Source organism: Rhizobium sp. SEMIA 4085 (genome assembly GCF_013004495.1).
Lineage (GTDB): Bacteria > Pseudomonadota > Alphaproteobacteria > Rhizobiales > Rhizobiaceae > Rhizobium > Rhizobium gallicum.
The window spans coordinates 1-18,504 of the sequence record NZ_JABEPH010000086.1; the positions used below are offsets into that span (position 1 = coordinate 1).

Consider the following 18,504-nt stretch of genomic DNA (forward strand, 5'->3'; position numbering starts at 1 on the left):
AGCATGGAGAGCATGGCATTGTAGCGCCATGCCTGCATGCCGTGGCTGCCGTAGATTTCCAGCTCATGGCCGATCACCAGCGCCATGGGGACTTGCGGCGTGGCATATTCGCCGAGCATCAGTCCGATCTGCACATGGCGGCCGCGGCGGCGCAAGTTCTTGATCGAGTTGAAGCAGGTCACGGGATGGCCGAGCGCGTCGATCGACACATGCGCGCCGCCCTTGGTGATCTCGCGCACGGCTTCCGCGACATCGGCAACCGCCGCCGCGTTAATCGTCGCCACCCCGCCGCATTCGCGCGCCAAGGCCAGCTTCTCCTCCCAACTATCCATCCGGATCGGACTGTCGACGCGCGCTGTGGCGATCATGATCGCCGAGAGGCCGACGCCGCCCGCGCCATGGATGGCGATCCACTCGCCGGGGCCGGTGCGTGCCTGGTCGGCAACGGCGCGGAAGGAAGTGGCGAAGCGGCAACCGAGGCTCGCCGCCGTCGCATCGTCGATGCTGTCGGGCAGATGCACGAGATTGGTGTCGGCATAGTCGATCGCGACATATTCGGCGAACGAGCCCCAATGCGTGAAGCCGGGCTGGAACTGGTTCGGGCAGACCTGCTGATTGCCGGAGTGGCATTCGCTGCAATGTCCACAGCCGGAAACGAACGGCACGGTCACCCGGTCGCCCGCCTTGAAGCGCACCACGCCCTTGCCTGTGGCGACGATCTTGCCTGCAAGCTCGTGTCCCGGCACATGCGGCAGGCGGATATCCGGATCATGCCCCATCCAACCGTGCCAGTCGCTGCGGCAAAGGCCGGTCGCGCCGATGGCGATGACGACGCCATCCTCGGTCGGAGTCGGGTCGGGCACCGTGCGAATGTCTGGGCTCTGCTCGAAGGCTTCGTAATACATGGCTTTCATTGGACGGCCTCCAGCTCTTTTGTTTGAGATTCCGCCGCCATGATGCCACGCGGGAGCCTGCGATTCCAACACTCCGTTCGATCATTTCCGCTGATGGACCCATCGCTTTCATGCGGGCGAACGCGCATGATTGTTGCGGCGATATGGGCGGTTGCGGCATTTTTCTTGCGTCCCGCTTGAGCGGCCGAATTTCCGCTTGACCCTGTCTGCAGGGAAGGATTTTGCTTCTCGGACATTGGCAAGGAGAAGATCATGCCCGTCGATACATCGCCCCGCACGACCACCTGGACCCGTGTCGAGGGCGAGTGGCTTGTCGGCAACCCGCCGCTGATCGGCCCGACCTCGCATGCCATGTGGCTCGCGTCCATGGTCTTCGACGGTGCCCGCTGGTTTGATGGCATCGCGCCGGATCTCGACCTGCACTGCCAGCGTGTCAACCGCTCAGCCGTCAATATGGGGCTGAAGCCCATCAAGACGGCCGAGGAGATCGAGGCTCTCGCCTGGGAAGGCATCAAGAAGTTCGACGGCAAGACGCCGATCTATATCAAGCCGATGTATTGGGGCGAGCACGGTTCGCCGGGCAGCGTCGTATCCGTCGATGCGGAATCGACCCGCTTTGCGCTCTGCCTTTTCGAAGCGCCGATGGGCGGCCATAGCGGTTCGTCGCTGACCGTTTCGCCCTTCCGCCGCCCGTCGCCGGAAACGGCGACGACGGATGCCAAGGCCGGCGGGCTCTACCCGAACAGCGGCCGCGCGATCGCCGAGGCGCGAAGCCGCGGCTTCGACAATGCCCTGATGCGCGACCTGAATGGCAATGTCGCCGAAACGGCATCCTCCAACATCTTCATGGTGAAGGACGGCGTGGTCTTCACGCCGGTGGCCAACCGCACTTTCCTCGCCGGCATCACCCGCGCCCGCGTCACGGGGTTGCTGGACCAGGCAGGATTCGACGTGCGCGAGGTGACGCTCTCGGTCGAAGACTTCATGAATGCCGATGAGATATTCACCAGCGGCAACTATTCAAAGATCGTCGGCGTCAACCGCCTCGACGGCCGCAATTTCGAAGACGGCCCGGTCACCCGCAAGGCGCTCGATCTCTATATGGACTGGGCCAACGGGCGCAGCCACAGCCAAAGCGGCGAGTAGCAATCGGCGCGCAGGGGAGTGCGAACCGGTTGCAGCCTCACGAGAAAGGTACGCGCGGATCCTGCACCAAGTAGAACTCGGTAACCGGCGTGACGTCAGTGATAAAAAAGCCAAACGCCGGTCGGTCGAGGGGATCAACCTGGCCACTGGTGAAGCGCAGCCGGTCGAATTTCTCGAAGTGGTTCTCGAAACGGGCAAACCGGTTGGACGAAATGAGGTCCGGATTGGGGTTGGTCTGATCAAATGACAGACCGTCGTAAAAGTCGCTCGGTTTGCCAAGAATCTCTTGAAGTTCGAATTCGAACTCGATCCAGGCCAGTCCGCTTTCGTTGAGAGTGACAACGCGCAAGTGGAAGGCGCCCTCGGGAAACCCGTGATGTTGAATCGGCCTTTCGGCCCTAATCACCAAAGTGACGGGGCTGGCCGAGTTCAGTTCCTCGTTGATTTCGATTGGATCGGCTTTTGTACCTGAGCCTGTAACGGACAGGATGCGGAAGCCGCCAAGCTCATCGGAGAAGGAATAATCCCCAGCATACCAACGTCCGTCGTCAGCCGGTCCGGCACTGATGAGTGACAGTGTCAGCAACGCAACCAGGATTCGCATGTGACGCCTCATCGTGAGTTCCTCTGGAGCGCCGTCTATCCGTGCAGCGACCAAGTGACCGAAGTACCGGCGAGAGTTTTCCTCAGATGCTCGTTCGCCTCCACGCCCGCAGCATCCGCGGCATATTCCGGTTTCAGCCGGTCGAGGAAATACATCGTCATCTTACCCTTGTTTTTCACGTCAAGGGCACCTCGCGGGGTGCAGTCGAAATATGATTTTACGTGTTGGTAGGTGCTTTCGGAGATGTTCACCTGGTCTGCTTCGTCCGTGCTCTCCATACGAGCTGCGATATTCACCGCGTCGCCCCAGACGTCGTAGGCGAACTTCTTCCGGCCAACGACGCCGGACATCACACTGCCGGTATGCAGGCCAACGCGGAGGTGCCAGGGCCGCTGCCCGATCGCGACCCAGCGCTGGTTCGACGCCACGACAAAGCGTCGAATCTCGAGAGCAGCAAGGCAGCTGCGGATCGGATGGTCCTTGCGGCCCTGCATCAGGCCGCCGGCGCACATGTAGGAGTCACCGATCGTCTTGAGCTTCTCCAGCCCATGTCGCGCGACGATGGTATCGAACTCGGAGAAGTACATGTCGAGGTCATCGACCAACTCCCGAGGGGAGAGTTCAACGGCTGATTTGGTAAAGTCGACGAAGTCCGTAAAAAGGATCGTCGTCGAAGGGTGGTGGCGGGGCTCGACCGAGCCCCTCTCTGTCAATTCCGCGGCTATCTTAAGTGGGAGGATGTTGAGGAGCAGGCTGTTCGCGCGCTGCTTCTCAGCGGCCAGTTCCTGCTGGGAGCGCAGCACCTCGGCCATCCTCAGGCGCAGTTCGAGCTGGGCGATGGTCTGGCGCGCGAGGCGACGGATGCCTTCGGCAGCCTCGAAGGCGAGCTCGCGCGGGGTGAGGTCCAAGATGCAGAGCGTGCCGAGCGCATGGCCGCCTGAATCGATCAGCGGCATGCCTGCATAAAAGCGGAAGAAGGGTTCAGTCGCAATGAACGGCAGTGCCTTGAAGCGATCGTCGGCGTGGGTGTCGGGAACCACCAGCATGTCGCTACGGCAGAGCGCATAGGCGCAGCAGACGCCGCTGCGGGGCACTTCTTCGATACCGGGAGGAACTCCGTGACGGGATTTGAGCCAAACCTTGGTGTCGCCGACGATGTTGACCATCGCGATCGGGGCACTGGCAATCAGGGCGGCGAGATCGGTGAGATCGTCGAATCCGGCTTCCGGGTCTGTGCCGTAAACATCATAAGCCCGTACCGCGGCCAAGCGCTCAGCCTCGTTGTCAGGTAGAGGGAAGTCCATGCCGGCGCCCTCCATCGTGCGAAGCCAAAATGGCCCGCCCGTTCAGATCGGGCGCGCGCGGCTCGGCTTTTGTCGATCATCGGTTCGGTCTTGTTCTCGGGCCCTGCCGTGGCGAAGCAGCTCACGCCGCCCATTCCACACCTACTGCCACCCAAAACTTACTCTCGCTATCTCACTTAATCAATGAGGCCGGCTGCTATCCAGAGAAGCTGGGCGCCTTCGATCGCGATCAAGTTAGGTTGGGAGCAATCATGCGCGTCTCGCCGCTTCCTGCAAGCGGGGCAAGCTCGATCCACATTCGTTCCAAGTGTCTGCTTCCTGCGCAGGCGGACGGTGCGCCAGCGCCAACTATGGGCCGAGTTCGGCCGCTAGACCGCCTTTCGCCTTGCCCGACCGTCATTTCAGGAACATTAGCTCACTGTCCTCGTTTGGCGTCTATCACCCCAAGATGAGGGACGTAATCATGTCCGACAACCCGTTCGACACCAGCCGCGGCAATGGCGGCGAGACGCATCAGCATATTCCGGAAAAGGGCCCCCACGAGGGCCTCGATCATCTGACGACTAATCAGGGCATCCGCATTTCCGACAATCAGAACAGCCTGCGCTCCGGTGAGCGCGGCCCGACGCTGCTCGAGGATTTCGTGCTGCGCGAGAAGATCTTCCATTTCGATCACGAGCGCATTCCGGAGCGGATCGTGCATGCCCGTGGTTCGGCAGCGCACGGCTATTTCGAGCTGACGGAAAGCCTTTCCGGCATCACCAAGGCCGATCTCTTCCAGCGCAAGGGCGAGAAGACGCCGGTCTTCGTGCGCTTCTCGACGGTCGCCGGCGGCGCCGGTTCGGTCGACACCCCGCGCGACGTGCGCGGCTTTGCGGTCAAGTTCTATACGCAGGAAGGCAATTGGGATCTGGTCGGCAACAACATCCCGGTCTTCTTCATTCAGGATGCCATCAAGTTTCCCGATCTCGTCCATGCGGTGAAGATGGAGGCTGACCGCGCCTATCCGCAGGCCGCCAGCGCCCACGACACTTTTTGGGACTGGGCGTCCCTGATGCCCGAAAGCACCCATATGCTGATGTGGGCGATGTCCGACCGCGCCATCCCGCGCTCTTTCCGGATGATGCAGGGCTTCGGCGTCCACACGTTCCGCTTCGTGGACGCTGAGGGCAAATCGACTTTCGTGAAGTTTCACTGGAAGCCTAAGCTCGGCCTCCAATCGACCGTCTGGGACGAGGCGCTGAAGCTGCAGGCGGCCGATAACGATTTCCATCGCCGTGATCTTCACGAGGCGATCGAAGCCGGAAACTTCCCGGAATGGGAACTCGGCCTGCAGCTTTTTGACGAGGACTTTGCCAGCAAGCAACCTTACGACGTGCTCGATGCCACCAAAATCATTCCGGAAGAAGTGCTGCCGCTGAAAATCGTCGGCCGCCTCGTGCTGGACCGCAACCCGGACAATTTCTTTGCCGAAACCGAGCAGGTCGCCTATTGCCCCGCCAATATCGTGCCCGGCATCGATTTCACCAATGACCCGCTGCTGCAGGGACGCCTCTTTAGCTATCTCGATACGCAGAAATCGCGCCTCGGCACCGCTAACTTCCACCAGCTGCCGATCAACGCGCCGAAATGCCCGGTCATGAACTTCCAGCGTGACGGGCAGATGCAGATGAACGTGCCGACGGGTCGAGCCAATTACGAGCCGAACAGCCTTGGCGTGCATGGCGAGGGAGGCGGGCCGCGCGAATGTCCCGTCACCGGCTTCCCGACATTCAGCGCCGCGTCCGGAAAAGAGGAGCAGGGCGACAAGCTGCGCATCCGCGCCGAGCTCTTTGCCGACCACTACAGCCAGGCGCGGCTGTTCTGGAAGTCGCAGACGCACTCGGAACAGGCCCATATCGCCTCGTCCTTCGTCTTCGAGCTTTCCAAGGTCGGCCTGAAGCAGGTGCCACCACGCATGGTCGGCAACCTGCTGAACGTCGATCCGGAGCTTGCCAAACGGGTCGCCGAAGGCCTCGGCATCGATCTCCCGCAGAAGAACCCGGCCGCCCGCGAGCCGATCGACATGCCCCCGTCGCCGGCACTCTCGATCCAGAAAAACATGAAGCAGACGATCGAGGGCCGCAAGATCGGCATCCTGATCGCCGACGGCAGTGACGCTCACGCCCTGCAATCCCTGGTGAACTCGATCGAGGATGCGAATGCCACGGCTTTCGTCGTTGCGCCGAAGGTCGGGAAGGCGAGGCTTTCGGACGGCAGCACGATCAAGGCGGATGGCCAACTCGCCGGTTCCCCGTCGCAGATATTCGATGCAGTCGCGGTTCTCCTGTCCGGGGAGGGCACCGGGATACTGCTGAAGGAAGGTGCCGCCGTGCAATGGGTGATGAATGCCTTCGTGCATCTGAAGGCGATCGGCCACACGCCGGAAGCCTTGCCCCTGCTTCACAAGGCCGGCGTCGAACCCGACGAAGGTGTCGTCGCATTGGACGGCGCTTTCTTCGAGGCCGCCGCCAAACGCTACTGGTACCGCGAGCCGAATGTGCGCATGCTAGCATAGATGTGTCGCGCCGCGGAGCGCTTCCTGCCCGTGGACAAGTGCCGGGAGGCCACGTCAAATCACCTTCTTCCCAGGGGAGAAGGTGCCCGAAGGGCGGATGAGCGGCGCTCCCTCGCGCTTTGCGGTAGGCGACGCACAAGCAGCCAATGGAGCTAGCTCGTTTTCTCCCTCGGCCGCACCATCCACGCATAGGCAGCACCCGCCAACAGCAGCACGCAGGTGCCGAGAAAGACCGCTCGCATGCCGATATGCCCGCCCACGAAGCCGCCGAGCACGGGGCCAGCGACCTGACCGACGTATTGCGTCGAGATGGAGTAGCCGAGTATGCTGCCTGCGGCACTGTCCGGCACGCTGTGGCGGAAGACGGCGGTGGTGCAGGGCAACAGCCCGCCGAGCGCAATTCCCATCAGGAAGCGCAGCGCGATCAGCTGCCACGAATTGGTGACGAAGGCCTGCGGGATCAGGAGCAGCGCCGCAACAGCAAGCGCACCCGCAATCACCGGCCAATGCCCGATCCTGTCGGCGAGCTTGCCGAGGCGCGACGCCGAAAGGATGCTGCCGAGTGCTGTCGCCGACATGACGATGCCGGCGGTCATCGTTACGCGTCCCTGATCTTCGACCAGTTGCGCCACGTAGACGGTTATGATCGGTTCGATCGACATGTTGGCGAGCATCAGAAGTAGGCCGGTCGCCAGCATCGCGACCACCGGGCCCTTGTCCGGTATCGCTGGCCAGCCGCCGCTTGCCTTCGCCGCTTGTCTGCGGGCGGGGGACTTCTCCTCCTTGAGCAGGAAGGTGGTCGCCAGGAAGGCGAGGAAGATGACGCCGCCTGCCGCCAGGAACGTGCCGCGGATGCCGATGATGGGCGGCAGCGCCCCGCCGATCAGCGGTCCGACGAGATTGCCCGCCATGATGCCCGACGACAGCACGCCGAGTGCCCAGGCCGAGCGGTCTTTCGGCGTCTGCGTCGCGACCAGCACCATGGAGCCCGAGGCGTAGCCGCCTGCAAGTCCTACGAAAAGCCGGAGCGCCACCAGCTGCCAGACGTTCTCCGCCATGCCCATCAGCGAGATTGCGATCGTCATGCCGAGGCTGGCGCGCACCAGCATCAGCTTTCGCCCGTAGATATCGCCGAGCCGGCCCCAGAGCGGCGCGACGAGCGCGGCGGCAAAGAAGGTCGCGCCATAGGCGATGCCCGACCACTGCACGGTTGCGGCATGCTCGCTGACGCCGAGTTCCGCGACATAGAGCGGCAGGAAGGGGAGCAGCAGCGTCATTGCCACGATGGTGGTGAAGGACCCGGTCAGCGAAATCGCGAGGTTTCGTTTCCAGTAGGCGGACCCGGCCGCCGCATCTGCCGCGTCCATCTGCGTCTCTGTCATGTCGAAATCTCTATGGGTACCGGTTTGGAAGAAGCGGAAACTTACGCCCCGCCGGCTCCGGTGCCAAGGACGGATCGGGCTTGAACCGTCCGGCAGTTTGCGTTTTGCCCTACTTGTTGCTATAAACTGATTGCAATATGAAACCGGATGTCAAAAGGAGAGCGGCAGTGACCGCAGCGACCCGCGAAGACACCGTCCGGGGCCTTTACAAAGCCTATGTCGAAGGTCGTAAGGGTATCGTCGACGGCACGCTGAGCGAGGATTTCACCTTCTCGAGCCCGCGTGACGATCATATCGACCGCAACGCCTATTTCGACCGCTGCTGGCCGGAACCGCCGTTCGTTCGGGGCATCGAGATCGAATTCCTGGCGATCGACGGCGATGAGGCCGTCGTGCGCTACCGCGCCGAAAAAGCTGACGGCACCGCCTTCCGTAACATGGAGGCGCTGCGCTTCAAGGACGGCAAGCTTGTGTCGGTGGAGGTCTATTTCGGGCGTGAGGTTGTCTGACCGCATTGCCTTGGTCAAGGTGGGCTGGGCAGTCGGCAGCCTCGCCCGTGTTGCAGAACAGGCAACGCGGCGTTGATCGGCCCTCAGCAGCAGTGTGTCTTCAGAGCTCTCCTGTGCCGGGAGCGGGTTGTATCCGCGCTCGCAAGATATAGCCGTGACAATCAACACCGCCTCAATGGTAGCGTCGCGTTGTCAGCCCGAGCCAGGCGCCAACCGAGCGCAAAGTTCGGTAGTTTTCTAGCATTGATCGAGGCTTATTTCCGCAACAGCGACCCATAGATCTCAGGGCCTGCGCCAAATCGGAGGTGCCGACCATCGTGTCGTTGATCATGCGCCATTCGTCCCTAGAAAAACCGGATCGCCGACGTCGAGATGATGACGAGCGAGACGGCGATCATCAAGGGCCTTACCGGCAGGCGCTTGACGAGCATCGCGCCGAGCGGCGCGGCGATCACGCCGCCAACGATGAGGCCGACAGCCGAACGCAGTTCCGACCAGCCGAGCGTCAGAACGAAGGTAAGCGAGATGGTGAGCGTCACCGCGAATTCCGTAAGGCTGGTAGAGCCGATTACCTTCTTCGGATCGTGCCCGCGACTGACCAGCGTGCTGGTGACGATAGGCCCCCAACCACCGCCGCCGATCGCATCGAGCACGCCGCCGCATAGTCCGGCCGGCGGCACGATCCAGTCCTTGACGTCGCGCGGCCAGTGCGGCTGGAATGCCTTGAAGAGGATGACGAGGCCGATGGCGATCAGATAGGCCGAAACGAAGGGCTCGATCGCCTTGCCTTCGACATTGGCGAGGATATAGGCTCCGACCGCCCCGCCGATCATCCCTGCCGGCGCCAGACGCGCCACGAGTTTCCAGTCGACATTGCGGTGATAGACATGCGATGCGCCTGATGCTGCAGTCGTGAAAATCTCCGCCACATGTGTCATCGCACTGGCATTTGCGACCGGCACGCCAAGCGCCAGCAGGCTCGTCGTCGAAAGCACCCCGAACGCCATGCCGAGCGCGCCATCGACGATTTGCGCGCAGAAACCGACCAGCACGAAAAAGAAGAAATCAAGCGTCATTGAACTCCCCGAACTGGCGGCTTCGCAAGGGAACACGCAAAAGGCGAGAAAAGTTCCTTTCGCAATGTCCGGCAATCGCTTGCTTCAGGCGCCAAGTTTCGCGCGATAACGCCTTTGGAGCAATGGAAGAATCGTATGTGGCTGAAGCGGTCGAAGCGTTCATCAAACGCTGGCAGGGCCAAAAAGGCGGCCCGTAAAGACCGCTCTTCCTGACGGATCTTTGCGGTCCTGGGCCTGCACGGCGATCCCGCCTCCACGGCCACCGAAGCAACGTCTACGTCTTCGAAAGGGTCATGCGCGAAACGGCCAAGAGGGCTCGGTCTTCCGTAAGAGCATCGATCTTTACAAGCGCAACTGCTTCATTCTCGAAGCCAAAAGGAAGCTCGCCGGCCGGCAGGATGCGCCGACGCTGCCGCGGCATCGCTTGAGGTTTCTGCCGCAGTCGAAAAAGCACTTGGGACGAGGGCAGGCAGCATTGGCTGCAGCTAACTGACGACGTGATTGATCCCCGTCGCGTTGATTGCGGGTTCATGCCCGAGGATTTCACCAGACCAAAGCTGCAATAGCTGCAGAAACGAGAAGGAAGAGGCTCTCTTTCACGCCGCGAGATGAGTTGCCTTGGCGCATGGATTCAACGTTGTGGCATTTTGCTACAATATTTTGCGCTTAACCATACCGCTTAGGCTTTCGTTCATCCTCCGGCATCAGTTTGCGCCCCGGTGGCTGGGAACCAACCATTGAGGATCGGAAGCTATGACCCATGCACTCGGGCTTTTCTCGGCCGTAACCGCGATCGTCGTATCGATATCGGCGATCGGCAGTCAGCCGGCGCCGAACAATTCGAAATGGCCGGAAATCCATCCGGCGAAGACCTCGCGTGTTCTTTCAGCGCCTGAGCGTTGATGAACGGCCAGTTCATTATCGGTTCAGGACCGCACGGCTAAATCTCGCTTCGGCTGGATTTATGGAGACTCGCAATGAAGATTATCTCGCTGGCAGCAGCGCTCGTTATCGGAGGCCTTTCGGCAGTTTCCGCCGAAGCGATGCCGATGGCGCCGGCGCGTGCCGATACCGCCGCCCCGTCTGCGATCACGAAAGTCGATTATGCCTGCGGGCCCGGATGGCGCCTGAACCGCTGGGGCGAATGCCGCCCGCGCTTCCACCGTCCGCCGCCGCCGCGCTACTGGCATCGCCCGTCGCCACGTTGGGGCTGGGGCTGGGAGCGTCCGCGCCATCGACGCGACCGCGACTGGGGCCGCTACGACCGTTATGACCGCTACGAGCGCAGCAGCTTTTGAGCGGCGCAGCGATCGGTAAACGCTGAGATTGACGAAGCCGGGACGAAATGTCGCCCCGGCTTTATTTTGCTTTCCGGGTTGCCACCTTCTCCGGCGTCGTCGCCAGCGCGAATTTCGCGATTTCCTCCTGCGTCAGATAGTAGAGCCGGTCGGGTGGCGTCTCCATCGCATGCAGCCAGAGGCCGGGCTTGATGCCCATGTCGCCGAGATGGCGGGTGACGCCGGCCGTTGTGCGCTGCGCCTCCGACATTGCGCGCTCCGGCGAAAGCTTCTCCTTCGAGCCGTTGAAGACCTGATGTACGCCGATGACGGCGCCATCCTCGGCCTCGCGGGTCACGCCGCCGGCCATGATGATCGGGCAGGAGGAAGCGCAGAGCGCGCCGCTTGCCACCCTGGTGCCGATCTTCCGTTCGCGAATGAGCTTCGACATCGCCAGCGCATCGCCGACGGCGCCGCCCGGCGAATCCAAAGAAACGGTCTTCACATATTCGCCGCGCGCCGCAATCTCTTGTTCGAAGCGGGCGGCAGCGCCGAGCTCGATTGCCCCCTGCGCCAGAAGTACACCGCCCGGCTGTAGCTCGAAACGGATCGGCTGCTTGAGCAGCTCGATGCTGGTCGTGATCTCGGAAGGTGGCGCCTGCGGTCCACCCTCCGTCAGCGCCGGCGGCAGCACCGGCATGGTCTCCGGCTGTGCCGGATCGAAGCCCGGCAGCTTGGCGTTGGCGGCGCTGATCTCGCGCCAGTCGATGACCGCAAGCACGATCGAAGCGGCCAACAGCGCGTGGAAGGCGTGCCGTACCAGCGTGCCGTCCTCTGTGGAAAGCACATAATCCTTCAGCCGCTGCCCTGCCGTTTCCAGCCTCATACAGGCGGTCCCTTCCTCGGTCCCTTGCCAGAGAGATCGAAGCTCGCAATGTTCGATTGGTCCGGCGTTTCCGTTTTCTCTGCCTCAGTGAGCGCGGCTTCGAGATCGAGGCCACGCTGCTGGACGGCCCGCTGCACCTCCAGTGCCTGCAGAAGCTCCGCCGCGGTGATCCGCTCGGCAAATGGCAGGCGCTGGTCCTGGCGCCGCAGCGTCGAGTGGACAATCGACAGCATGAAGATCAGCACCGCCGGCAGGATATCGATCGAGATTGCGCCGGCCCAGCTCGGGATGAAGTCGGAAGCATAGCGCAATACGGCTTCGGCAGAGGAGAGGGGCACGAACCGCCGCTCGGCGACCGGTTCGCGCGAAAGGATCTGGTCGGCCGCCTGCGACAGCACCTTGGATTGTGCCGCAACCGAGGATCGGATCGTCTCCATGACCTGATCCTGCCGGTTGGCGAGATCGGCCTCGCGGCCGTCAGCGACGGGGGCGATGAAACCGAGCGAAAGGTCTTCGGCCGCACGCTTCACCGAAGGGGCGATGGAGGTCTGCTCCAGCGAGGTAATGACGCCGGAAAGCCCGACGACTTCGGCGGCGAATTGGTCGGCGCGCGGATCGATCGCGCCGGGGGCCGAAACCAGCGTACGCATCGTTTCCAGATGCTTGCGGCCCTCGTCGAAGAGCGAGGTGACCCGGTCGCGCGAGGCATTGATGCCGTTTTCGAGCTCCGTCAGCTGCGAGGCCATCTGCGAAAGAAGCTGCACGACGCTGCCTGCGCCCGTCGTGCCCGTCAGCGCGCCGGTTTCCCGCTCCTGGTCGGCCAGCCGCTCGAAGCGCTCCTGCGTGCGCTGGATGTCCGGCAGCAGGCTCTGGGCCGCAAGCGCGTTCTGATGCGCCTTGTCGAGGTCGGCGGTGTAATCCTCCAGCGTCTCGGCAAGATGCTGTTCGAGTGCGGCCGATCCTGCAAGGGCAGCCGCATTCAACCAGCTCGACATGGCGATGATCATCGCGCAACCGAGCGCCATGACGCCGAGCATCGCGCCGCGTCCTGCCGCACCCGTCACATGCGGATAGAAGCGCGCCATATAGGTCCAGAAGGCATAGATCGCCACCGAGACCGCGCTGGAATAGATGAGGGCGGCGAAGAACACGGCCGTTGCCGCGCCGTCGAGGATGCTGCGCACGCCGAGATAGGTGTAGACGCCCGACGCGAGCGCCAGAACGGCGAGCGCGAAACGCGTCATTGTTTCGACGGCGTCGATGCCGTCCTGCAGGCGATGGGATGCGCCGAGCGCCATGGGTTTCCTCCCGGTGGTATCCTCTTAAGAAACCATTAAAATCCCGGCGAAAACAAGGCCCGCAAAAGCAGCGGATCGGCTACGCCGCAGGAGGTATGCCCCGGCCGGCCCGCACCTTACTCTTCCGGCAGCAGGTTGAGCGTCTGCGTGTCCAGTTCGCTGCCGATTTCCGCGCCTTTCGATTGCTTGTCGTAGACACAGATATGGGTGACGAAGCCGTTGGCGCCTTTCGGTCTGCCGGTGACCAGCGCCAGCCCATAATGCGCGCTGCCGATGGGATCGACGACCGCCCTTGCATCCGCGATGGATGCGGCCGCCGCTTCCTGCACTTGGCCTCCACATCCGCGGCAAATTCCTTCCATGCCTCGTCGGAGGAGGCGAGTGCACGAGCTGCCGTCATCAAAAAGAGGATCGTTGCGGAAAGGCGGATATTATTCCTCTGCATCGTGGTTTCCTTGGGCGCGGTGTCTGCCGCAAGCGCGGCTATATGCCGATGATGGGCGATTTTTGCCACCGAAGCCAGGGCTGTAGGCGAGGCAAATTTTCCTCGCAGGCGGCCGATTTTTGATGTTTCCACCGTTGCCTCCCTACGTTTCCGCTCCTATGTTCCGCCTCACCTGCCGATCCCGCAATCTTTTGCCAAGAGGAGATCTACAATGGCTTTCGAATTGCCCGCACTCCCGTACGACTACGAAGCTCTCGCACCTTTCATGTCGAAGGAGACGCTGGAGTTCCACCACGACAAGCACCACAAGGCTTACGTCGACAACGGCAACAAGCTGGCGGCTGAAGCAGGCCTGGCCGATCTCTCGCTCGAAGAGGTCGTGAAGACGTCCTTCGGCACCAATGCCGGCCTCTTCAACAACGCGGCCCAGCACTACAACCACGTCCATTTCTGGAAGTGGATGAAGAAGGGCGGCGGCGGCAACAAGCTGCCGGGCAAGCTGGAAGCGGCGTTCAACTCCGACCTGGGCGGCTATGACAAGTTCAAGGCCGATTTCGCCAATGCCGGCGCCACGCAGTTCGGCTCGGGCTGGGCCTGGGTATCGGTCAAGAACGGCAAGCTCGAAATCTCCAAGACGCCGAACGGTGAAAACCCGCTCGTGCACGGCGCTTCCCCGATCCTCGGCGTCGATGTCTGGGAGCATTCCTACTACATCGACTACCGCAATGCCCGCCCGAAGTACCTGGAAGCCTTCATCGACAGCCTGATCAACTGGGACTACGTCCTGGAGCGCTACGAAGCCGCCACGAAGTAAGCGGTCCTTCGCGTTGAAATCCAGCACCCGGCGCCTTGAAACGCCGGGTGCTTTCGTTTCCGCTCCCTATCACGGCCCTGTCACGGCCTTCTCATCCGACGCTCCTAAAGCAACCGCCATGCCTTTCTCGGACACTCTCCTTTTCCGCTTCGGCATCATTGCCGACCCGCAATATGCAGCGATCGCGCCGAATGCCGCGATGGACCGCTATTATACCAACAGCCTCGCGAAGCTCGCCGAAGCGATCGAGGTTTTCAACGGCGAGGAGCTGAGCTTCGTGATGACGCTCGGCGATGTCATCGACGGGATTTGGGAGAGCTTCGACGATATCCTGCCGGTCTACGAAAAGCTCCGCCACGAGAACCTCTTCCTGCTCGGCAATCACGATTTCGCGGTTCCGGCGCAGCATCTTGCCTCTGTTTCCGCGCGCGTCGGTCTGCCGTCGCCCTATTACGCCTTCTCGTGCCGTGGCTGGCGTTTCGTCGTTTTGAACGGCAACGAAGTCAGCACGTCCGCGCCGCCGGAAGGGCATCCATACCGCGAACTCGCAGCCGAGCGTCTGGCGGCGCTGGCGGCAACGGGCGCGATCAACGCCCATCGCTGGAATGCATCACTGAGCGACGAGCAGTTCGCATGGCTTGCGGCCCAACTGGATGCGGCAGGAGCCGCCCGCGAGCGTGTGATCGTGATGAACCACTATCCCGTCTATCCGCCGAACGAGCACGACATGTGGGACCGGGAACGCATCATCGATCTCATCTCCGGCCATGACAACGCCGTTGCCTATTTCTGCGGCCACAACCACGTCGGCAACTACGGCAAGACCGGCGGCTGCCACTTCGTCAATTTCAAGGGCATGGTCGACACCGAAACGGAAAATACCTTCGCCATCGTCGAGGTCTTCGAAGGCCGCCTCGAAATCCGCGGTTTCGGCCGCGAGGAAAGCCGCACGCTGGCGCTTTAGAGCCGCCATCGTTATCCGCCGGATGGAACCGATGCCTCTCCTGAAAAGTTAGGCATGAGACCCTTCAGGAGGCCACACGATGTTCCAGGCTCTTGAAATACTGACTGTTCTCATCGTCGCCGTCGCAATGGCACTGGCCCTTGCCCACGCGCTCGAGCTGCCGGGCAAGATGCGGCTGTCGAAGGAGCAGTACCTTGCCGTGCAGCCCATCTATTATCCCGGCTTTACCTTCGGCGGCGTCGCCGAGCCGCTCGGCCTGATCATGATCCTGGCGCTGGTCGTGCTGACGCCGCCCTTCAGCGGCACCTACTGGCTGACCGCCGGCGCTTTCGTGGCGCTGCTCACCATGCATGCGATCTATTGGATGGTGACGCATCCGGTAAACAATTTCTGGCTTAAGGAAAATCAGCCGGAAGGAGCCGGGAAACGCTTTTTCAGCTTCAGGTCTCATGGGGACGCCGAAGCGCCGGAGTGGACCGTCCTGCGCGACCGCTGGGAGCGCTCCCACCTTGTGCGCGCCGTCTTCGGCCTGGTCAGCCTGATCCTGCTCGTCATCGCCGTCGCCGTCTGAGACATCGCCGGGCGGGCCCCTGCGATGTCTCAGCGTTAGGACGAGACGGTAAGCGGTCTTTCCGCCCAGCCGTTCATCCATTCTTCGCGCAACCTGTCGCCTTCCCCCCGGAAGAAGGCGCCGGCCGCTTCGCAATGCTCGACGCGGTCGCTGCGGAAATTGCGGATGGCCTGGCGCAGTTCGCACCAGCCGACGATATTGGCGTAGTGTGAATAGTAGATTAGCGCGATCGGGCGGATGGTGCGCTCGGTGGCGCGTCCCAGTTCGTCGCGGTAGTTAAGCGCCAGCTTCTGCTCGTCGCGGATCGCCCGGCGCACCATGCCGAGATCAAAGCCGGCAGGCGGCTGGGCGACCGTGCCCCAGGCAAAGAGCGCCTTGTTCTCCATCGCCTGTCGCAGCGGTACCGGCACCGCGCCTGCGATCTTCTGGTTCACCCGCTTTGCCGCCTGCTTCAGCTCCGCGTCGCCGGTGCGCTCCAAAAGCGCCAGCGACAACACGATCGCCTCCAATTCCTCGATAGAAAACATCAGCGGCGGCAGGTCGAAACCGGGGCGCATGATATAGCCGATGCCGCGCCCGCCCTCGATCGGCACGTGCATCGCCTGCAGTGCGGCGATATCGCGATAGATGGAGCGCACCGTCACCTCCAACGCGTCCGCCATCGCCTGCGCCGTCACCGGTTTCTTTGCCAACCGCAGGATCTGGATGATCTCAAAAAGGCGTGATGCCTTGCGCATTTTGCCGGTTTCCTCCAAGGCTCCTGACAATACACTGTCAGTTGGGCTTTGGTATAGCACTGCCTATCGAATTGAAATCCAAGGCGCTCCGCCAAAATGGCCGCCGGCTCGAAGGCAGACAACTGACATGACCTACACGGAAAACCTCTGGCTCTACTTCACCCTTCTATTCGGCATCATCATCGTGCCGGGCATGGACATGCTCTTCGTGCTCGCCAATTCCCTTTCCGGCGGCAGAAGCCGTGGTATGGCGGCAACGGCAGGCATCATGGCGGGCGGCGCGGTGCATTCGCTCTACGGCGCAATTGGCGTTGGCATCCTCGCGAGCCTCATTCCCTGGCTCTTCAACCCGCTGCTTTTCTTCGGCGCTGCCTACATGATCTGGATCGGCTTCACGCTGATCCGCAGCTCGATCACCGTGGATACGGTCGGCGAGGGGAGCCTGCGCTCCGGCTGGCGCGCCTTCCGGCAGGGCGCGATCACCTGCCTCATCAATCCGAAGGCCTACCTCTTCATGCTCGCCGTCTATCCGCAGTTCCTCAAACCCGTCTACGGGCCGATCTGGTTGCAGGGCCTGATCATGGGCGCCATGACGCTTGCGACGCAATTCGCGATCTACGGCGCAGTGGCGCTCACCGCCTCGCGAAGTCGAACGCTTTTGATCTCCAATCCCGGCGCTACCATCATCGTCGGCCGCGCCGCCGGAGCACTGCTGATCGCCGTCTCGCTGCTGACTGCCTGGCATGGCTGGAAGGCGGTCGCATGAGTGCGACGAGCAGATAGGTAGCGAGACTTGACCGAGCCCATCTTATTCCTGTGCCTGTTACGGAAAACCATTCACGGCGCGGACGCGCCGTGAATGACCTCTCCTTCTTAAAACGAGTCTCCGGCGCCATCGACATGGTGCTGCTGGAACCCTGCGACAGGCACAGGGATGAGGATTGCGGGTGAATTACCATTTTGAAGTCCTTTTCGTATCACCCACTTGTTACTTCGCGCCTCGTATAAATTTGCCATCATGCGGCCGCGAATATCAGGCGCCGGGTTCGGAGAGACCTCGGTATCGAGAGGAGCGGACATATGAATTTCAGAACAATTGCGGCGGCTGTGCTCGTTGCCGGCATGGGGGTGACGGCGGTCTTCGCGCAGCAGCAGGGCACGCATGAAGCGCGCGAAGCGCTGATGAAGAAGGTCGGCGGCTCGGCTGGCGCCATGACGGCAATCGCCAAGGGCGAAAAGCCCTATGATGCAGAGGTGGTGAAGGCAGCGCTGACGACGATCTCTGAAACCGCCAAGGTCTTCCCCGACCAGTTCAAGCCGGGCACGGAGACCGGCGACAAAGCGGCGAGCCCGAAGATCTGGGAAAACATGGATGACTTCAAGGCGCGCGCCGCAAAGCTGAGTAGCGACGCCGAGAAGATCCTCGCGCAGCTTCCGGCCGACGCTGCCGGTGTCGGCGGTGCGTTGAAGACGCTCGGTGCCAATTGCGGCGGCTGTCATGAGAATTACCGCATAAAGACGGATTAAACGCTAGCCGTCCCCATCCGAATCCATCGGTCCGCACCTGCCTTGCCGTAGGTGTGGACCGGTTTATCTTAGACCGTTGCAATCGCTAAAAAGGGTTCGGCATGGTCCGCAGGTTCATCCGGTTTGTGCTTTGTCTTGTCGGCATTGTCGCCCTCGGCGGTGCGGCCTTTTATGTTGTCACCGCGCCGAACCCGCTGCCGGAAAGCCATTGGGCCAATCTCGGCACGCCGGATGTGAAGAACGGCGAAACGGTGTTCTGGGCGGGCGGCTGCGTCGGCTGTCATGCCGCTCCCGGTTCCGAAGGCGATGCCAAACTCACGCTATCCGGCGGTCTTGCGCTGAAGAGCCCCTTCGGCACTTTCCATGTTCCGAATATCTCGCCGGACGAGAAGGCGGGCATCGGTTCCTGGACGCTCGCCGAATTCGGCAATGCCATGAAGCGCGGGATCACCCCCGGCGGCCAGCACCTTTATCCGTCCTTCCCCTATGGCTC

General features: G+C 62.1%; 18 protein-coding genes and 2 pseudogenes. 11 read left to right on the forward strand and 9 right to left on the reverse strand.

The genetic code is table 11. The features are described from left to right. Window positions 1–914: zinc-dependent alcohol dehydrogenase family protein (locus C9413_RS11475; RefSeq protein WP_170250465.1), on the reverse strand; the 914-nt coding region annotated here is incomplete at its 3' end. A gap of 252 nt (window positions 915–1,166) precedes the next feature. Between C9413_RS11475 and C9413_RS11480 the strand changes: the two genes are divergently transcribed. Next, entirely contained in the window at window positions 1,167–2,060 is an 894-nt protein-coding gene (locus C9413_RS11480; protein ID WP_039844286.1) for a branched-chain amino acid aminotransferase, read from the forward strand. A 37-nt stretch (window positions 2,061–2,097) separates the two neighbouring features. On the opposite strand, the gene C9413_RS11485 is transcribed toward C9413_RS11480, so the two are convergent. Both C9413_RS11485 and C9413_RS11490 read right to left on the reverse strand, forming a co-directional pair. Beyond that, entirely contained in the window at window positions 2,098–2,676 is a 579-nt protein-coding gene (locus C9413_RS11485) for a hypothetical protein (RefSeq protein WP_170250466.1), read from the reverse strand. 23 nt (window positions 2,677–2,699) lie between these two features. Continuing rightward, window positions 2,700–3,983, reverse strand: a complete 1,284-nt coding sequence (locus C9413_RS11490) for an adenylate/guanylate cyclase domain-containing protein (protein WP_052451489.1) — start codon at window positions 3,981–3,983, stop codon at window positions 2,700–2,702. 448 nt (window positions 3,984–4,431) lie between these two features. Between C9413_RS11490 and C9413_RS11495 the strand changes: the two genes are divergently transcribed. After that, a complete protein-coding gene (locus C9413_RS11495) occupies window positions 4,432–6,525 on the forward strand; it encodes a catalase (RefSeq protein ID WP_039844288.1) in 2,094 nt (697 codons plus the stop codon). A gap of 152 nt (window positions 6,526–6,677) precedes the next feature. Here the strand turns inward: C9413_RS11495 and C9413_RS11500 are convergent, their stop codons facing one another. Further along, window positions 6,678–7,907, reverse strand: a complete 1,230-nt coding sequence (locus C9413_RS11500) for an MFS transporter (protein ID WP_170250467.1) — start codon at window positions 7,905–7,907, stop codon at window positions 6,678–6,680. 167 nt (window positions 7,908–8,074) lie between these two features. On the opposite strand from C9413_RS11500, the gene C9413_RS11505 reads away from it, so the two are divergent. Further along, complete coding sequence (locus tag C9413_RS11505; RefSeq protein WP_039844290.1) at window positions 8,075–8,416, forward strand: nuclear transport factor 2 family protein; 342 nt, start codon at window positions 8,075–8,077, stop codon at window positions 8,414–8,416. A gap of 344 nt (window positions 8,417–8,760) precedes the next feature. Here C9413_RS11505 and C9413_RS11510 read toward each other — a convergent pair whose 3' ends face one another. After that, window positions 8,761–9,492, reverse strand: a complete 732-nt coding sequence (locus C9413_RS11510; protein ID WP_039844291.1) for a sulfite exporter TauE/SafE family protein — start codon at window positions 9,490–9,492, stop codon at window positions 8,761–8,763. Between the two features lie 753 nt (window positions 9,493–10,245). On the opposite strand from C9413_RS11510, the gene C9413_RS11515 reads away from it, so the two are divergent. After that, window positions 10,246–10,395 (forward strand): hypothetical protein, encoded by a 150-nt coding sequence (locus C9413_RS11515; protein ID WP_170250468.1) that lies wholly within the window; start codon window positions 10,246–10,248, stop codon window positions 10,393–10,395. A 74-nt stretch (window positions 10,396–10,469) separates the two neighbouring features. Continuing rightward, complete coding sequence (locus C9413_RS11520; protein ID WP_039844293.1) at window positions 10,470–10,790, forward strand: DUF2613 domain-containing protein; 321 nt, start codon at window positions 10,470–10,472, stop codon at window positions 10,788–10,790. A 61-nt stretch (window positions 10,791–10,851) separates the two neighbouring features. Here the strand turns inward: C9413_RS11520 and C9413_RS11525 are convergent, their stop codons facing one another. From C9413_RS11525 to C9413_RS11535, 3 genes and pseudogenes are all read right to left on the reverse strand, one after another. Further along, on the reverse strand, window positions 10,852–11,655 hold the full coding sequence (locus C9413_RS11525; RefSeq protein ID WP_039844294.1) for a periplasmic protein: 804 nt from the start codon (window positions 11,653–11,655) through the stop codon (window positions 10,852–10,854). Beyond that, window positions 11,652–12,953: a hypothetical protein gene (locus C9413_RS11530; RefSeq protein WP_170250469.1), complete on the reverse strand. Its 1,302-nt coding sequence runs from the start codon at window positions 12,951–12,953 to the stop codon at window positions 11,652–11,654. Before C9413_RS11530 ends, C9413_RS11525 begins: the two co-directional genes overlap by 4 nt. Window positions 12,954–13,069: 116 nt before the next feature. Further along, window positions 13,070–13,398, reverse strand: a pseudogene (locus C9413_RS11535) (hypothetical protein). A gap of 211 nt (window positions 13,399–13,609) precedes the next feature. Between C9413_RS11535 and C9413_RS11540 the strand changes: the two are divergent. The 3 genes from C9413_RS11540 (at window position 13,610) to C9413_RS11550 (ending at window position 15,747) form a co-directional block, all read left to right on the forward strand. Next, window positions 13,610–14,212, forward strand: coding sequence for a superoxide dismutase (locus tag C9413_RS11540; RefSeq protein WP_039844296.1), 603 nt, complete (start codon window positions 13,610–13,612; stop codon window positions 14,210–14,212). Window positions 14,213–14,330: 118 nt separating this feature from the next. Continuing rightward, entirely contained in the window at window positions 14,331–15,176 is an 846-nt protein-coding gene (locus C9413_RS11545) for a metallophosphoesterase (protein WP_039844297.1), read from the forward strand. A gap of 79 nt (window positions 15,177–15,255) precedes the next feature. Beyond that, complete coding sequence (locus C9413_RS11550; RefSeq protein ID WP_039844298.1) at window positions 15,256–15,747, forward strand: DUF1772 domain-containing protein; 492 nt, start codon at window positions 15,256–15,258, stop codon at window positions 15,745–15,747. Between the two features lie 35 nt (window positions 15,748–15,782). On the opposite strand, the gene C9413_RS11555 is transcribed toward C9413_RS11550, so the two are convergent. Further along, window positions 15,783–16,484, reverse strand: a complete 702-nt coding sequence (locus C9413_RS11555; protein ID WP_039844299.1) for a YafY family protein — start codon at window positions 16,482–16,484, stop codon at window positions 15,783–15,785. A 127-nt stretch (window positions 16,485–16,611) separates the two neighbouring features. Here C9413_RS11555 and C9413_RS11560 point away from each other — a divergent pair, with 127 nt between their 5' ends. The 3 genes and pseudogenes from C9413_RS11560 to C9413_RS11570 form a co-directional block, all read left to right on the forward strand. Then, window positions 16,612–17,250, forward strand: a complete 639-nt coding sequence (locus tag C9413_RS11560) for a LysE family translocator (RefSeq protein ID WP_039844300.1) — start codon at window positions 16,612–16,614, stop codon at window positions 17,248–17,250. A gap of 314 nt (window positions 17,251–17,564) precedes the next feature. Next, window positions 17,565–18,011 carry a cytochrome c gene (locus C9413_RS11565; protein WP_039844301.1) on the forward strand — a complete coding sequence of 149 codons (447 nt, stop codon included), beginning with the start codon at window positions 17,565–17,567 and terminating at the stop codon, window positions 18,009–18,011. A gap of 101 nt (window positions 18,012–18,112) precedes the next feature. Next, a pseudogene (locus tag C9413_RS11570) lies at window positions 18,113–18,504 on the forward strand (diacylglycerol kinase); the annotation flags it as partial.

Bases quoted from the DNA above. Each gene is read 5' to 3' on its own strand.
- C9413_RS11480 (WP_039844286.1), top strand. From the start codon at position 1,167: ATGCCCGTCGATACATCGCCCCGCACGACCACCTGGACCCGTGTCGAG.
- C9413_RS11485 (WP_170250466.1), bottom strand. From the start codon at position 2,676: ATGAGGCGTCACATGCGAATCCTGGTTGCGTTGCTGACACTGTCACTC.
- C9413_RS11490 (WP_052451489.1), bottom strand. From the start codon at position 3,983: ATGGAGGGCGCCGGCATGGACTTCCCTCTACCTGACAACGAGGCTGAG.
- C9413_RS11495 (WP_039844288.1), top strand. From the start codon at position 4,432: ATGTCCGACAACCCGTTCGACACCAGCCGCGGCAATGGCGGCGAGACG.
- C9413_RS11500 (WP_170250467.1), bottom strand. From the start codon at position 7,907: ATGACAGAGACGCAGATGGACGCGGCAGATGCGGCGGCCGGGTCCGCC.
- C9413_RS11510 (WP_039844291.1), bottom strand. From the start codon at position 9,492: ATGACGCTTGATTTCTTCTTTTTCGTGCTGGTCGGTTTCTGCGCGCAA.
- C9413_RS11515 (WP_170250468.1), top strand. From the start codon at position 10,246: ATGACCCATGCACTCGGGCTTTTCTCGGCCGTAACCGCGATCGTCGTA.
- C9413_RS11520 (WP_039844293.1), top strand. From the start codon at position 10,470: ATGAAGATTATCTCGCTGGCAGCAGCGCTCGTTATCGGAGGCCTTTCG.
- C9413_RS11525 (WP_039844294.1), bottom strand. From the start codon at position 11,655: ATGAGGCTGGAAACGGCAGGGCAGCGGCTGAAGGATTATGTGCTTTCC.
- C9413_RS11530 (WP_170250469.1), bottom strand. From the start codon at position 12,953: ATGGCGCTCGGCGCATCCCATCGCCTGCAGGACGGCATCGACGCCGTC.
- C9413_RS11540 (WP_039844296.1), top strand. From the start codon at position 13,610: ATGGCTTTCGAATTGCCCGCACTCCCGTACGACTACGAAGCTCTCGCA.
- C9413_RS11545 (WP_039844297.1), top strand. From the start codon at position 14,331: ATGCCTTTCTCGGACACTCTCCTTTTCCGCTTCGGCATCATTGCCGAC.
- C9413_RS11550 (WP_039844298.1), top strand. From the start codon at position 15,256: ATGTTCCAGGCTCTTGAAATACTGACTGTTCTCATCGTCGCCGTCGCA.
- C9413_RS11555 (WP_039844299.1), bottom strand. From the start codon at position 16,484: ATGCGCAAGGCATCACGCCTTTTTGAGATCATCCAGATCCTGCGGTTG.
- C9413_RS11560 (WP_039844300.1), top strand. From the start codon at position 16,612: ATGACCTACACGGAAAACCTCTGGCTCTACTTCACCCTTCTATTCGGC.
- C9413_RS11565 (WP_039844301.1), top strand. From the start codon at position 17,565: ATGAATTTCAGAACAATTGCGGCGGCTGTGCTCGTTGCCGGCATGGGG.